The organism is Paraprevotella xylaniphila YIT 11841 (genome assembly GCF_900683745.1).
In the GTDB taxonomy this organism is placed as follows: Bacteria; Bacteroidota; Bacteroidia; order Bacteroidales; family Bacteroidaceae; genus Paraprevotella; species Paraprevotella xylaniphila.
In genome coordinates this window covers 997,868-1,011,658 of record NZ_LR215980.1, presented here as the reverse complement: position 1 = coordinate 1,011,658, position 13,791 = coordinate 997,868, and the positions used below count along the sequence as shown (strand labels likewise).

Below are 13,791 nucleotides of genomic sequence, written 5' to 3'. Positions count from 1 at the left end.
ATTCCTTTATTTAATCGTCCTGCGGAAGCGGAAGCTGTGCCAAAGCCTCTGCCGCAGACAGTATGTTGGAGTTCAGGGTGTCTTCCCGTATCAATCCGTCGCGCAATGTGATATTGCGGCTGCTGTATTGGGCTATCTCTGGGTTGTGTGTCACGAAAATGATGGTACGTCCCATGGCATGAAGTTGTTGGAACAATACCAGGATTTCGAAAGAGGTACGTGTATCCAGATTACCGGTCGCCTCGTCGGCCAAGAGTACGGCCGGGTCGTTGACTAAGGCCCGGGCGATGGCCACACGCTGCATTTGTCCGCCCGACATCTGGTTGGACTTGTGGTAGAGGCGATTACCGAGGCCTACCATTTCGAGTGCCTTGACAGCCCGTTCCTTTCTTTCTTTGGCAGAGACGGATGAATTGTACATAAGTGGAAGTTCCACGTTTTCTACTGCTGTTGTCTTGGGGAGCAAGTTATAGTTCTGGAATACAAAACCGATTTTGCGGTTGCGCAGGACTGCCCGTTCCCGGCGCTTCATGGTGCGGACGTGTACGCCGTCCAATATATATTCTCCCGAAGTGGGCGTATCCAAACAACCTAATTGGTTCAGCAACGTGGACTTGCCGGAACCGGACGTTCCCATGATGGTGACAAACTCCCCTTCGTGAATCTTGAACGACACTCCCCGCAGGGCATGTACCACTTCATCGCCCACGATAAAGTTCCGTTTCACATTCTGTAGCTCTATGACTACTTTTTTCTGTTCGTATCCTTCCATGATAATGGACTTTTACCCGGGTTATTTCTTTTCTTTCTTTTTGGGACGTGGCATGAACGGGTTGGTTTCTTCTTCCTGCGGCTCTTCCGGTGCCTTTATTTCCGTCATGGACATTACGACTTGCGTTCCTTGCTTGATGCCTCCCAGGATTTCGGTCCGGATTCCGTCTGTCGCTCCTATGTTTACCTTGTGGGCCGTCAGTGTATTTCCTTCGCGCGTCCAAAGCTTGTTCTTGCCGTCCGTGTCTACGATTTTATACGCTTTGCCCAATACTTCTTTGGTCGGGGTGAAACGTAAGGCTTTGGCTTTTACACTCAGTACATTTGTACGTTCCAGTGTGCTGACCGATACGTTGGCTGTCAGTCCGGGTTTCAGTTTGAGGTCGTTGTTCGGTGCGGAAATGACGACTTCGTAAGTGATGACGTTGTCTGTCTCCGTGGCTTCTTGTCTGACTTGTGTCACTTGCCCGTGGAAAGTGTCGTTGGGGTATGCGTCTACGGTAAACGTGACGTTTTGCCCTTCTTTTACATTCCCGATATCTGCTTCGTCGATGTCGGCAATGACACGCATGTCGGTCAAGTCTTTGGCGATGGTGAAAAGGGTAGGTGTCTCGAAACTGGCCGCCACGGTCTGTCCTTCTTCCACTTCCTTGCTTAACACGATACCGTCGATGGGAGACGTGATGGTGGCATAGCCTATATTAGTCTCGGCCTTCTTCACGCTTTCTTTCGTGGTGTTGTAAGTTTCCAAAGCCTTGCGGTAATCCAGATAGGCCACTTCGTAATCATTACGGCTTACGAGACCCTTTTCGTTCAGCGTCTTATAGCGTTTGTAATTGGCCGTCTGGTAATCCAGTTCGCTTTTGGCACTTGCCAGATTGGCCCGGGCACTGTTCAATTCACTGTTGAGGGTCGTTTTGTCCAATTCCGCGATGACTTGCCCTTTTTTCACGAGGCTATTATAGTCCACATATATGTTGCTGATGATACCGGAGACCTGTGTACCGACTTCTACTTCCGTTACAGGTTCTATGGTTCCCGTGGCGGTCACGCTGTTACGGATGGTATCCGGTTGCACGTCAGTCATTTCAAACTCCACGGGCACACTCTTCTTGGGCCATGCGATTATGGCAATGACTGCTGCGATGGCAACAATGGCAACCGTGATGATAATCTTCTTTTTTTTCATATGGCGTCTGTTCTGTTTTTAAAGGTTGATACTTTCTCCTTGGTAGAATTTGAGGAGTTGGATATGGAGCAGGGTATTGTATTTGCTTTGCAGGCGGTCTTGTTGCGCGCTCATCAGCTCGTCCCGTCCGTTCATGAGTTCCACGATGTTTTTCAGGCCGTTTTTGAACTGCTCGTCCAACAGCTCGTAGCTAGTCTGGGCACTTTTTAGTTTGGCGTTGGCTGCTACATATTTCTGTTGGTTGCTGTATGCGTTGAGCCAATACTCTTCTACGGTACTGTATAGTTTCTTCTGTTGGTCCTGCAATTGTAGTTCGCTGTCCATTTTGTTCAGCTTGGCTTTTTGCACGTTGGTTTTGTTTCGTTTGTTGTCGAAAATAGGTATGGACAGTGTCACACCGGCCGAGGCACTCAGGTTCTGTCTCATTTGTTCCCCTGCCGATTCACGGCTGCCGGAATAGTGGCTGTCGCCGATACCGGCTGTCAACGAGATGGAGGGGTAATATCCGGCTTTGGCAATGTCGATGTCCAAATCGGCGGCATCGATGCTCAACCGGCTGCTTTGGATTTCCGGGCGCAGGTTTAATGCTTTCTGGTACACTTCGTTGACACTGGGGATAAGTTGCATCGTTGCTTCATCATTTGTTCCTATACCTGAGATGTCGAACTTACGGTCGTCCGTGATTTCCAACAGTTCTTTCAATTGCCGTTTGTAGTTGTCGATTTGGGTCTGGGTAGCCACGCAGTCGTATTGTGCACTGGCGGCTTGTGCCTCCAACTGAGCCAGGTCGGCTTTGGAGATTTGCCCTTGCTCATACATCTCCTTTCCGCGTCCAAACTGGCTCTTTGCCGTTTCTTCCATGGCTTTGTTTACGTCCAAGGCATCCTTCGAATAGAGGATTTGCACGTACAACTGGGCTATCTGTTCTTGGATGCTGTTGGCTGTGGCCTGTGTGGCCAAGGCCGAGATTTGGTTTTGTAGCTTTTGTGCCTTGATGTTTTTGCGGTTGGCTCCTCCGTCCCATACGGTCCACGATGCGTTGAGGCCATAGTTGCCGTTTTCCGTCAATTTGTTAGAGGAACTGTTGGCGATGCCATTGGCTACGATACTGGTCTCGGACTTTTGCAGCGGCCGGTAGTCTATGGCTTGTGTGGTACTGAAAGACAAGCTGGGGAACAGTTCGGCCTTCTTTTGAAGCAGGTCGGCAGCACCCTGTTCTTCCGTAATTTTGTTTTGCTTTAATTGAATGTTATGGGCGATGGCATAGTCGATGCATTCTTGCAGTGACCATCGGGTCGAGTCTTGTCCGGCGACGGCCAGAGCCTGAAACAGGCACGCGGCATACATCAAATAATTCTTGTAACTCATGAAGTTCATCTTTTTAACTGTACAAAAGTACAAAGAATAAAGATGGGGAGGAAATAAATTGTACTATGAGGGATTTTTTTTCGACTGAATCGCTGAATATGTCTACTAAAAAGAGTATATTTGAAATTTGAAAGAAAACTATAAAACGTGATAGGATTATGTTCTCAGGAATTGTAGAAGAATGTGCCCGGGTCACCGGGATTATGAAAGAGCAGGAAAATGTGCATTTTACTTTGCAATGCTCTTTTGTGGACGAACTGAAGATAGACCAAAGCGTGGCCCATAACGGCGTGTGCCTTACGGTGGTCCGCATTCAGGACGGGTGTTATACGGTGACGGCGATGAAGGAGACGCTCGAACGTTCGAATCTCGGGCTTTTGAAAGTGGGCGACGAGGTGAATGTGGAACGTTCCATGATGATGAACGGGCGGTTGGACGGGCATATCGTGCAGGGGCATGTGGACTGTACGGCCGAGTGTGTGTCGGTCGAAGATGCCGAAGGCAGTTATGTCTATACTTTCCGCCATGCTTTTGATGCCGGAATGGTGAAGAGGGGCTATTTTTGTGTGGATAAAGGTTCGGTGACGGTCAACGGTGTCAGTCTCACGGTATGCCATCCCACAAAAGACACTTTTCAGGTTTGCATAATTCCTTATACGTATGAGCATACCAATTTCCATTCTTTGAAACCGGGTTCAGTGGTCAACCTCGAGTTCGACATCATCGGCAAGTATCTGAGCCGCATGACGGGTCTGCTCAATGAATAGGAAGGGGCGGCTTTTGCTTTGTATTGGCCGTAAAAGCCCTATGAACCCATTCTCGCTCAGATATCTTTGAGCAGGATGGGTTTCTCCTTATTTATATATCGCGCACGTAGTTCACGTATGTTTTCCCATTCCGTATTGTTCCGGTGGATGGCTGCCGGAGTGAATTTGTCGCCATAATTGTCTATTCGTTCCAACAGCAGGTTTACAGTCAGATGGTTGATGTCTTCGGCCGGGGCAAAGCGCACGGCGGCATCTTCGTTCGTCCCGTCGAGAACCAACAGGTGCATCCGGCTCAGTTCGTGGGTCAGGCGGCCGACCACTCCTGACGGGAGGTTCGTTTCTACCGAAAGCCCTTTCACGGTGTAGCCCTCCATACCTTTTTCAAACCGTTTGCACACTTTCGACATGATGAGGATGAGCAGCACGTCGTGGTAGCTGCGGCTTATCTTATGGATGTCTTTGATGTAGTAGTAACTTCTCAGGTTTTGGTTGGCATAAGAAAGTTGGGCACCGAAAAGGCAGATAATCCATGAGAAATTGACCCACAGCATGAACATGGGCAAGGCTGCGAACGACCCGTAAATGGCATTGTAGCTGGACACCCATATCTGGGAATGGATGTAGAAATATTGAAGGAACTGGAACGCCGTACCGGCGATGAAACCCGGAAGGACGGCATTCCGGAAACGGATGTCCGTATTGGGCATGTACATGTAGAGGGCTGTGAAGAGCAGGCCGCTCAAGGCGTATGGGGACAGTTTGATGAGAATCTTCACCGTCGTGCTGAGCACCATGAAATTCGGATAGTCTTGTGCGATGGTAGCCAGGAATATGGAAAGGCCGCTGCTGATGATGATCAGGATGGGCAGAAGAAGGAAGACGCTGATATAGTCCGTTATCTGGCGGTAAATGGAGCGTTGGTTTTTCACGTTCCAAATGCTGTTCAGGGCGATTTCGATGTTGGCGGTCAGTTGGACGACGGTGTACAACAATAAAAGCAGGCCGAAACCGATGAAGATGCCGCTTTGCGTATGCTCGAGGTATGAATTGATGAAATTCAGCACCATGTCGGCAAACTGTTGGTTGACGCTCAGGTTGCTTTTGATTTTCTCTTCGATGATGGAACCGTATCCCAATCCCCGGCCGATGGCAAAAATGATGGCCAAGATGGGGACGGTGGCCAGTATGGTGGAGTAGGTCAGGGCCGAAGCATGGCTGTTCAGGTGCTTGGACAGGTAGCATTCAGACGTGAGCACTAATTTGCGGAGGGCGTTGAATGCGTATTTTTTGACCGGTGGAAACTTTTCTTCATTGATGAACCATATTTTGTGCGTGAAGAAGAATTCCAGTTGATGCATGTTGAACGGCATAGGCTTTTCATGTTAAAAGGTGATGAAAAAAGAAAAAGCAGTCGGCCTGTAAGCCGGGTTCTGTGCCTCGTATGAAACGAAGTGCTTGCCATTTATCCAGACCTTACGTCGCCGCAAGGCTCTATCGTTCTACCCTCCAGCTCGGGCGGGCCGCCCTCTCTTGTGGCGCCGGTATACGCGAACTTTCAACTTCCAGAATGCACGGCCCGGATGTCGCCATCCGGCCGGTGGGCTCTTACCCCGCCTTCTCACCCTTACCGTCCTTGCGGACGGCGGTTCTTTTCTTCTGCACGCTCTAACCCTCACGGATTACTTCCCGTTAAGAAGTGGAATGCCCTGTGTTGCCCGGACTTTCCTCTCCCGGCCTGAGCCGGCAGCGGCAAGCCGGCCCACTGCTTTGATGTCACAAAAGTACTTCTTTTTTTCGAGCTGACAAAATTCAGGTCAACGAATGTAAAAATGTCAGTGTCCGATTTTAATCGCTGTTAATGGGAAAGAATTCTCTGTTAAAAGATAGCAAAAAGGAAACTGAAAGGATACATTACAAGTCCTTTGGCGTTACTTTTGTGCAAGTTTATGACGAAAAGAATCATTTAGTATGAACAATATGACAACAGAAACAATGAAAGAGACAACAAGAAAGGTATTGGGAACAGCCGCCCTTTTCATAGGCAGCTTTTGTGTGATGGGATGCGTGGAGACACCGGTCAAGGCACAGCCTTCGGCCGCCCCCTCCGGCTTGGTGGATTTGACCCAGGCTGCGGAGACGTCCGTCAACGCAGTGGTATACATCAAGGTGACGACGAACAGTAAGACGAAGACCGTGGACGTACAGGATCCGTTCTCCGACTTCTTCGGCGATTTCTTCGGATTCGGGGGCGGAGGCCGCCAACAGCGGCAAATACAGACCCCGAAGCGTGAAGGTTCTGGTTCGGGAGTGATTATTTCTTCCGACGGTTATATCGTGACCAACAACCACGTGGTGAGCGAGGCGGACGAATTGTTGGTGAAGCTGAACGACAACCGCGAGTTCAAGGGGCGCATTATCGGTACGGACGAGCAGACCGATTTGGCCTTGATTAAAATCGAGGGCAAGAATTTCCCGACCCTGCCTATCGGCAATTCCGATGATTTGAAGTTGGGAGAGTGGGTCTTGGCCGTGGGTAATCCCTTCAACCTGACTTCCACGGTGACGGCAGGTATCGTCAGTGCGAAAGCACGTTCGATGGGTGCCAATTCCATAGAAAGCTTCATCCAGACGGATGCCGCCATCAACCGTGGTAATTCCGGTGGCGCATTGGTCAATGCACGTGGCGAGTTGGTGGGCATCAATGCGATGATTTATTCCCAGACGGGTTCTTATACGGGTTATGGTTTTGCCATCCCGACGACCATCATGAACAAGGTCGTGGCCGACCTGAAGGAATTCGGCGTCGTGCAGCGTGCCCAATTAGGTGTGATGGGTAATGATGTGACCCGGTACATCGATGACGAGAAGTCCAAGGGCAACGAGGTGGACTTGGGTACGGTAAACGGTGTTTATGTGGCCGAAGTTCAGGACAACTCCACTGCTTCCGAGGCCGGGTTGCGCAAGGGCGACGTGGTCATTGCTGTCAACGGTAAGGATGTAAAGAAGATGGCCGAGTTGCAGGAAGCCATCAGTACGATGCGTCCGGGCGACAAGGTGAAAATCACTTATATGCGTAACAAGAAGAAAGACACCGTGACAGCTGTGTTGCGCAACGCGCAAGGCAACACCAAGGTGTTGGAGCAAATGGATATGGACCAGTTCGGGGCAGCCTTGAAGCCTTTGGACAGCGAGACTAAACGCCAGTTGAACTTGCCGAACGGTTTGGAGGTCGTAGCCGTGAAGAAAGGTAAAATGGCGGATGCCGGAGTAGAGAAAGGTTGGATTATCCTGCAAGTGAACGACAGGCCTATGAACACGATGGAAGATTTTGAAGAGGCTGTAAAAGAAGCCAACCGTTCTTCCGACCGTATCCTGTGGATTCGTGCCGTGACGCAAAGCGGACGGTTGAGAAGCGCAGTGGTGGAATTGGATGAGAAATAAACGGTGACGGGCTGACAGGCCTGGTTTGAAAGTCTGCCATCCTATACAGAAGAACATAAGGACAAAAGATGTTTGCGTCAGCAAGGAAACATCTGTCCTTATGTTCTTCTGTCTTGTTTTTATCCTTTTGTCAGAATGTCAATCTGCCTTTCGCGAGATTCGGCTATTCGTGAGCCGTGGCGGAAGTGTACGGAAATACGCAAATCTCGTGCATTGTGACGGGAGCAACGTGTAAGCGTTTCATGGCTTCTTTGTGGCATGATGCCGGGACGAAAGGCCACTCTTGCCGCAAGCGGAGAAGGAGAGTGTAAGTTCGGAGCGTGTCCGGCCTGTCATTTTGACATCTTTCTTTTGGCGACGGGAACGTGCCAAATAGAGAAAAAACGGGCTTCAAAAGCCTGTCCGGACTTCGTTTTCAGGACGGTTTTCGGCCGATAAGCGGAGGCCGTCTCCAAAATCTGCGGAGAAAAAAATTGTTTTCTCAGCCGAATGAATTTTCGTTCGCCTGAGATTGACGCGTGTTTTGGATTAAAAAAACAAAATAACGGGCTTGAAGTGTAAAAAGATGTATTTGATTTAATTCTAAAATGTGCGGAACACGTGGTTTTTCATCCCGGAAAGATGGATAAGGACTTTCGTTTTGTCAGTAAAAATGTGTAGAGGATGGCAGGATGATAGTTTTGTCTCTGCCACGTCAAAGACCTGCGAAAATCCGGAGTGAAGAATGTAAGAGAGAAACCGGTTGCTGCGGCTTTGTGTTTTATATACCTTTGTAGGTCACTTTATAAATAGGTAGTTATGAGGAAGATCGGTAAGATGGTATCGGGGGCGGCTGTGCTGTTGATGTTGGCGGCGGCATGCGGGGGAAAGAAAGGGCGTGGCGCGGATGTTCCGGTAGGGGAGAATCGTGATGTAGAGGTGGTAGACATCGACAAGGCCAAACAAGAGGATGCGTTGCTGTATTCTTCCATATTGGAAGAGCCGGACGTGATAGTATTGGAAACCTGTCCGGAATGTATTATTCAGGACGTTTCTGCCATAGATATATATGAAGGCAATATCTATATTTTGGATGATAAAGTCCCGGCCTTGTACGTATTCCGGCGAGACGGCTCTTTCCTAAGGCAGATAGGACACCAAGGCCGGGGGCACGGGGAATATTGGGAACTTTCAGATTTTTCCATAGACCGTGAAAACGGCGTTATTTATCTGTGGGACGATGCTTTGGATATGGCTCATAAATACGACCTTCGTACCAATGGGTACATCTCTTCCATAAAAACGAAACGGAACGGATATAGGAGTTATAGCATGCTGTATCTTGGCGGAAAACTGTACGTGGACCGTACGTCTTTGGATGCAGATTCTGAAAATTACCTGTTGAAAGAAATAGATGGGAAGACTGGAACGCAAATAGCTTCCTGCCTGAAGGCCGACGATTACAACCGGGGGTGGAATTTTCCTTTGAGATTACCTTTTAGTTTCTTTTACTCTAAAAATACGGATGCGCCTAAGTATGTGGGATTGTTTTCCGATACGATTATGGCTGTCACAAAAGAGGGAATCAAGCCGTATTGTGTAGTGAAAAGTGAGGATTTTGTTTCAAAGAAACGGATGAAAAAACTCATCAGTGACTGCGGCCCGGGGGAAGAGTTTAATTATAATGTCTCCGATTTGCATGAGGAGGATTGTATATTCTGCATTTCGCGTTTTGTGGAGTTGGACGGAATGGTCTCATTTCAATATAGGAAAGGAGACGAAATCATGTATTTACTTCACGATGTAAAGACGAAAGAGACTTGGGTTGCGCCATCCTTTAAGGACGACTATCTCTTCGAGAACAACAATATTCCCTTGGACATGTGTTACAGCGATGAAGAAGGCGTCCTGTCCGTCCTGCGCGTAGATTTTATTCCCTATTTTATTGAGGACGTTATCGACAAAGGACACCTGAATCCGAAAATAGACGAGTATGAAAAACTGATGGGGATAAAGGGAGATTCCAATCCGGTGTTGTTCTTTCACAAGTACAAATCAAGGAGCAAATGAACGTGTCACGGTGCTCCGGGACGGACAGAAGGTCGGGTTTCGGGCTTGGTTAAAGCGGAAATCCGGGCAGGCCGATTAATATTTATGCAAATATTTACGGCCTAATCCGGATTTTTTTGGTAACTTTGTGCGTTTAATATGTAGTAGGAGAATGAGACAGTTAAAGATTACCAAAAGTATCACCAATCGTGAGAGCGCTTCGCTTGACAAGTATTTGCAGGAAATCGGCCGTGAGGACCTGATTACAGTGGAAGAAGAAGTGGAATTGGCACAGCGCATTCGCAAAGGTGATCGTGTAGCACTCGAAAAACTGACACGTGCCAATCTGCGTTTCGTGGTTTCAGTGGCCAAACAGTATCAGAACCAAGGGCTGAGTTTGCCGGATTTGATTAATGAGGGCAACTTAGGCTTGATAAAAGCTGCTGAGAAGTTCGACGAAACCCGTGGATTCAAGTTCATCAGTTATGCGGTGTGGTGGATTCGCCAGTCCATTCTTCAGGCTTTGGCGGAGCAGAGCCGTATCGTACGTTTGCCCTTGAACCAGGTTGGTTCGTTGAATAAGATAAGTAAGGCATTCAGCAAGTTCGAGCAGGAGAATGAGCGCCGTCCGAGTCCGGAGGAACTTGCCGACGAGTTGGAGATTCCGGTAGACAAGATTTCCGATACCTTGAAAGTGAGCGGACGCCATATTTCGGTGGATGCCCCGTTTGTGGAAGGAGAAGACAACAGTTTGTTGGACGTATTGGTCAATGACGATTCTCCGATGGCGGACCGTACGTTGGTCAACGAATCTCTTGCGCGTGAGATTGACCGTGCGTTGTCCACGCTTTCCGAACGCGAAAAAGAGATTATCCAGATGTTTTTCGGTATCAACCACCAGGAAATGACGTTGGAGGAAATCGGGGACAAGTTCAACCTTACGCGCGAGCGCGTGCGCCAAATTAAGGAAAAGGCCATCCGGCGTTTGCGTCAGAACACCAAGAGTAAATTATTGAAGTCTTATCTCGGCTGATGCCGTGCGGAAAAGGTGGAATGATGAACTTTAACTTTAAATATTGGGGGGTATTGGCCTGTGTGTTGGGATACGTAGGGATGTCTCTGTCTGCAAAGGTGGAACGGGCTACGGTGTATATCTTCGGATTTTCGGCTTCTTTCACGGATTCTGTGGTATATATTACAGACATCCAACAATTGGACAGCGCTTATATCGAGACGAAGTACGATTTTCTGATGGACCGTGCGGTATACAGTGACCAGTTGCAGACCTATCTGGAAGCGGTAAAGCAAATGCCGAATTCTACGTGTGCAGTATTTTTCCATACGAAAAAGAGCAAGCTGATGGAAGAATATGATAAGATAAGGAAGCAGTATGGCAGCGACGGAAGCGTGATGCTGAAAGAGTTGACAGACGGAAGCTTCAAGTTCCAATCGCCTGTTTACGAGCCGCCGGTCAAAGCTGTGCCGGAGTCCGCCGAACCCAAGGCGACGAAAAAGGAAAAGCGTCGTAAGGCTTCTAAGGACAAGCCCGAAAAATAGAAACAGATGGAATACCAATATAATATTGCAGGGCATCTGTGCCGGATTGTTTTCTGCGATGCAGGAAATGATAGCAGTTTATTGCCTTCTTTTTCGCCTTTTGTGAGCGAAGAAGAAGGCAATCTGCTTTTCAGTCTTTCGGTAGATGATGCTTTTCGTTGGCCGGTGACGGGAGAAGAAGTCGGGCAGTTCGATTGCGGGGGCAACAACTTCGGGGTTTACCGCCTGCCGGACGGGAGTTACCAGTTTGAAATCTGCGATGATAAAAAGGACTTGTGTTGTTTATTGCAGGCTAATGCAGATTTTTCGGATTGTACGGCTGCTTTGGTGGCAGAGAGCGAGGTAGGGCGTAAGTTCGGGTTGAACAATGCCCTCATGTTGGTGTATGCCTTTGCTTCCGCGCCGTATGCCACGTTGCTGATGCATGCTTCCGTAATCCGCAATGACGGCCGGGGATATTTGTTTCTGGGCAAGAGCGGGACGGGGAAGAGTACGCATACACGGTTGTGGTTGAGCCACATCCCGGGCTCCGACCTGATGAACGATGACAATCCGGTGGTGAGAGTGGTGGAGGGGACGGTTCATGTCTACGGTTCTCCCTGGAGCGGGAAAACACCTTGTTACCGCAGGGTGTCTGCGCCGGTGGGAGCTTTTGTACAGTTGCGGCAATGCCCGGAAAACACGATACGGGAAGAAAGCGTATTGGAAAGTTTTGTCTCGCTCTTGCCGTCCGTGTCGACCATGAAATGGGACCGCCGTATTCATTCGGCGCATTGCGACACCATTTCGGACATCATCCGCCTTTCGCCGATATACCTTTTGGGATGCAGGCCGGATGAAGAAGCGGCCAGGCTGAGTTTTCATACATTGACGGGACGATGAACAAGAGGAAGAATATGGACGGAATGGCGGTACGCCGGATGGAAGTTCCTAATGCCGTGTTGTTGGGACAGGTGAAAGAAGCTATCCGTGAGGGGCATACGGTGACTATCAATGTAAAAGGTTACAGTATGCGTCCCTTTTTGGAGCATTGCAGGGATAAGGTACGTTTGGCATCGTTCACGGATTTGAAAGTGGGCGATGCCGTGTTGGCCGAATTTTCGCCGGATAAATATGTCTTGCATCGTATCATAGAGATTGACGGAGATGTCGTGGTGATGATGGGGGACGGTAACCTGAGGCACAAAGAGATTTGTTGCAAGGAGGATATAGTCGGGATTGTCACGCACTATATCCGGCGGGGCAAGACGATACCGGCATCCGACCCACGCCTGCAACGTCGCGTGCGGATGTGGCACAAGCTTCTGCCTGTGCGCCGTTATTTGTTATACATATATAGGATTAATCTTAAATTATCAAATTGGCTAAAATGAGAATCAAGGAAGGTTTTGAACTGCGTGAGATTTGTGGGGAACATGTGATTCTGTCGCATGGGATGGACAATATCGATTTCAGCAAGATTATTTCGCTGAATGAAACAGCGGCTTTCTTGTGGAAACAAGCTGTGGGAAAAGAAGCAATCAGCGAAGATGGACTGGTATCCTCCCTGTTGGAGGCGTATGAGGTGGACGAGGAGACGGCCCGTAAGGACGTGGCGCAGGTGCTTGCCAAATGGAGAGAAATCGGGCTGTTGGCCTAATCGGACGGAGTTATGGATGTAGAACAAATCAGGGCATACTGCCTCAGTAAGCCTCATGCGACAGAAGATTTCCCTTTCGATGAAACCACGTTGGTCTTCCGGGTCATGAATAAGATTTTTGCCAGTATCGGTTTGGACAATGTGGATTGGTTTTGCCTGAAGTGCGATCCGGAGTATGCCATAGAGTTGCGTGAGCATTACACGGGGATTACGGGGGCATGGCATTGGAACAAGAAATATTGGAATCAGATTGCTATTACGCATGGCGACGTGCCCGATGCCTTGATACGTAGCCTGATAGACCATTCATACAATGAGGTGGTAAAGAAGTTGCCCCGCAAGCTTCGTGATCAGTTGAAGGAGGAGGAATAACGGACTTATTCCTCCTTGTGGTCTTCACCTTTCAGTATGGGGAGTTGCCAATGGTATTTTACGGCCAACGTACGGATGGATATGACGATGATGGCGGAAAGGATGGCATTGACTTCGGCCTGAAGTCCCACGGAATAACCTAAGATATACGTAATACCGCCGGCAATGCAGGCCATGGCATAAATGTCTTTGCGGAAAACGAGCGGCACTTCGTTAATCAGTATGTCTCGGATGACGCCTCCGGCGGCACCTGTGACGCACCCCATGATGACGGCTGTCCAGACAGGGTATCCCATGTTCAGCGTCTTTTCCAACCCCGTGATATTGAATAGAGCCAAGCCGATGGTGTCGAAAATGAACCAGGTGCTCTTTTGCCGGATGATTTTCTTTCCGAACAATATGACGTAAAGCAGGGACAGGCCGCAACAGATGATATACACGGGGTTCGTCATCCAGAACGGGGGGATGCCCAACATGATGTCACGTATCGTACCGCCTCCGACAGCCGTGGCCGTACCTACGATATATGCGCCGAACCAGTCAAATTGTTTGGCCGAAGCCAGTCGGATGCCCGAAATGGCGAATGCCATTGTACCGATAAATTCTATCACGACGAATGAAACCGGTAACCGGAGGGTCGTCCCCATCATTTGCAGGAG

At 49.0% G+C, this 13,791-nt stretch carries 14 protein-coding genes and 1 other RNA gene; 9 read left to right on the top strand and 6 right to left on the bottom strand.

The genetic code is table 11. The features are described 5' to 3' along the window. Positions 1 to 10: 10 nt before the first annotated feature. Genes E0E47_RS04075 through E0E47_RS04065 form a run of 3 tightly spaced genes read right to left on the bottom strand, consistent with a single transcriptional unit; the run spans position 11 to position 3,328 of the window. Complete coding sequence (locus tag E0E47_RS04075; RefSeq protein ID WP_130892961.1) at positions 11 to 772, bottom strand: ABC transporter ATP-binding protein; 762 nt, start codon at positions 770 to 772, stop codon at positions 11 to 13. Positions 773 to 793: 21 nt separating this feature from the next. Continuing rightward, a complete protein-coding gene (locus E0E47_RS04070) occupies positions 794 to 1,960 on the bottom strand; it encodes an efflux RND transporter periplasmic adaptor subunit (RefSeq protein WP_130892960.1) in 1,167 nt (388 codons plus the stop codon). An 18-nt stretch (positions 1,961 to 1,978) separates the two neighbouring features. Then, on the bottom strand, positions 1,979 to 3,328 hold the full coding sequence (locus E0E47_RS04065) for a TolC family protein (protein ID WP_232038320.1): 1,350 nt from the start codon (positions 3,326 to 3,328) through the stop codon (positions 1,979 to 1,981). Positions 3,329 to 3,486: 158 nt separating this feature from the next. On the opposite strand from E0E47_RS04065, the gene E0E47_RS04060 reads away from it, so the two are divergent. After that, positions 3,487 to 4,095: a riboflavin synthase gene (locus E0E47_RS04060; RefSeq protein WP_008625437.1), complete on the top strand. Its 609-nt coding sequence runs from the start codon at positions 3,487 to 3,489 to the stop codon at positions 4,093 to 4,095. A 56-nt stretch (positions 4,096 to 4,151) separates the two neighbouring features. Here the strand turns inward: E0E47_RS04060 and E0E47_RS04055 are convergent, their stop codons facing one another. Next, positions 4,152 to 5,465, bottom strand: coding sequence for a YihY/virulence factor BrkB family protein (locus tag E0E47_RS04055; protein ID WP_130892958.1), 1,314 nt, complete (start codon positions 5,463 to 5,465; stop codon positions 4,152 to 4,154). A gap of 33 nt (positions 5,466 to 5,498) precedes the next feature. Continuing rightward, an RNA gene (rnpB, locus tag E0E47_RS04050) (RNase P RNA component class A) lies at positions 5,499 to 5,861 on the bottom strand. 202 nt (positions 5,862 to 6,063) lie between these two features. On the opposite strand from rnpB, the gene E0E47_RS04045 reads away from it, so the two are divergent. The 8 genes from E0E47_RS04045 to E0E47_RS04010 all read left to right on the top strand — a co-directional run bounded on the left by E0E47_RS04045 (position 6,064) and on the right by E0E47_RS04010 (position 13,132). Next, complete coding sequence (locus E0E47_RS04045) at positions 6,064 to 7,536, top strand: Do family serine endopeptidase (protein ID WP_008625420.1); 1,473 nt, start codon at positions 6,064 to 6,066, stop codon at positions 7,534 to 7,536. A 798-nt stretch (positions 7,537 to 8,334) separates the two neighbouring features. Then, a complete protein-coding gene (locus tag E0E47_RS04040; protein WP_130892957.1) occupies positions 8,335 to 9,585 on the top strand; it encodes a 6-bladed beta-propeller in 1,251 nt (416 codons plus the stop codon). A gap of 151 nt (positions 9,586 to 9,736) precedes the next feature. Continuing rightward, a complete protein-coding gene (locus E0E47_RS04035) occupies positions 9,737 to 10,597 on the top strand; it encodes a sigma-70 family RNA polymerase sigma factor (RefSeq protein WP_008625412.1) in 861 nt (286 codons plus the stop codon). Between the two features lie 20 nt (positions 10,598 to 10,617). Further along, positions 10,618 to 11,121 carry a hypothetical protein gene (locus E0E47_RS04030; protein WP_232038319.1) on the top strand — a complete coding sequence of 168 codons (504 nt, stop codon included), beginning with the start codon at positions 10,618 to 10,620 and terminating at the stop codon, positions 11,119 to 11,121. Between the two features lie 6 nt (positions 11,122 to 11,127). After that, the gene (locus E0E47_RS04025; protein WP_130892956.1) at positions 11,128 to 12,003 is read left to right on the top strand and encodes a hypothetical protein; all 876 of its coding nucleotides are present in this window, start codon (positions 11,128 to 11,130) and stop codon (positions 12,001 to 12,003) included. Further along, on the top strand, positions 12,000 to 12,494 hold the full coding sequence (locus tag E0E47_RS04020) for a S24/S26 family peptidase (protein ID WP_130892955.1): 495 nt from the start codon (positions 12,000 to 12,002) through the stop codon (positions 12,492 to 12,494). Before E0E47_RS04025 ends, E0E47_RS04020 begins: the two co-directional genes overlap by 4 nt. Beyond that, a complete protein-coding gene (locus tag E0E47_RS04015; protein ID WP_130892954.1) occupies positions 12,491 to 12,760 on the top strand; it encodes a PqqD family protein in 270 nt (89 codons plus the stop codon). The genes E0E47_RS04020 and E0E47_RS04015 overlap by 4 nt, the downstream gene beginning before the upstream one ends. 12 nt (positions 12,761 to 12,772) lie before the next feature. Then, positions 12,773 to 13,132 (top strand): MmcQ/YjbR family DNA-binding protein, encoded by a 360-nt coding sequence (locus E0E47_RS04010; protein WP_130892953.1) that lies wholly within the window; start codon positions 12,773 to 12,775, stop codon positions 13,130 to 13,132. 5 nt (positions 13,133 to 13,137) lie between these two features. On the opposite strand, the gene E0E47_RS04005 is transcribed toward E0E47_RS04010, so the two are convergent. Further along, positions 13,138 to 13,779: a trimeric intracellular cation channel family protein gene (locus tag E0E47_RS04005; RefSeq protein WP_172604750.1), complete on the bottom strand. Its 642-nt coding sequence runs from the start codon at positions 13,777 to 13,779 to the stop codon at positions 13,138 to 13,140. Positions 13,780 to 13,791 lie beyond the last annotated feature (12 nt).

What these genes read in the sequence shown, in the direction of transcription:
- E0E47_RS04040 (WP_130892957.1), top strand. Translation starts at nt 8,335, where the DNA reads ATGAGGAAGATCGGTAAGATGGTATCGGGGGCGGCTGTGCTGTTGATG.
- E0E47_RS04010 (WP_130892953.1), top strand. Translation starts at nt 12,773, where the DNA reads ATGGATGTAGAACAAATCAGGGCATACTGCCTCAGTAAGCCTCATGCG.
- E0E47_RS04005 (WP_172604750.1), bottom strand. Translation starts at nt 13,779, where the DNA reads ATGGGGACGACCCTCCGGTTACCGGTTTCATTCGTCGTGATAGAATTT.
- E0E47_RS04045 (WP_008625420.1), top strand. Translation starts at nt 6,064, where the DNA reads ATGAACAATATGACAACAGAAACAATGAAAGAGACAACAAGAAAGGTA.
- E0E47_RS04020 (WP_130892955.1), top strand. Translation starts at nt 12,000, where the DNA reads ATGAACAAGAGGAAGAATATGGACGGAATGGCGGTACGCCGGATGGAA.
- E0E47_RS04015 (WP_130892954.1), top strand. Translation starts at nt 12,491, where the DNA reads ATGAGAATCAAGGAAGGTTTTGAACTGCGTGAGATTTGTGGGGAACAT.
- E0E47_RS04055 (WP_130892958.1), bottom strand. Translation starts at nt 5,465, where the DNA reads ATGCCGTTCAACATGCATCAACTGGAATTCTTCTTCACGCACAAAATA.
- E0E47_RS04035 (WP_008625412.1), top strand. Translation starts at nt 9,737, where the DNA reads ATGAGACAGTTAAAGATTACCAAAAGTATCACCAATCGTGAGAGCGCT.
- E0E47_RS04075 (WP_130892961.1), bottom strand. Translation starts at nt 772, where the DNA reads ATGGAAGGATACGAACAGAAAAAAGTAGTCATAGAGCTACAGAATGTG.
- E0E47_RS04025 (WP_130892956.1), top strand. Translation starts at nt 11,128, where the DNA reads ATGGAATACCAATATAATATTGCAGGGCATCTGTGCCGGATTGTTTTC.
- E0E47_RS04030 (WP_232038319.1), top strand. Translation starts at nt 10,618, where the DNA reads ATGATGAACTTTAACTTTAAATATTGGGGGGTATTGGCCTGTGTGTTG.
- E0E47_RS04070 (WP_130892960.1), bottom strand. Translation starts at nt 1,960, where the DNA reads ATGAAAAAAAAGAAGATTATCATCACGGTTGCCATTGTTGCCATCGCA.
- E0E47_RS04065 (WP_232038320.1), bottom strand. Translation starts at nt 3,328, where the DNA reads ATGAGTTACAAGAATTATTTGATGTATGCCGCGTGCCTGTTTCAGGCT.
- E0E47_RS04060 (WP_008625437.1), top strand. Translation starts at nt 3,487, where the DNA reads ATGTTCTCAGGAATTGTAGAAGAATGTGCCCGGGTCACCGGGATTATG.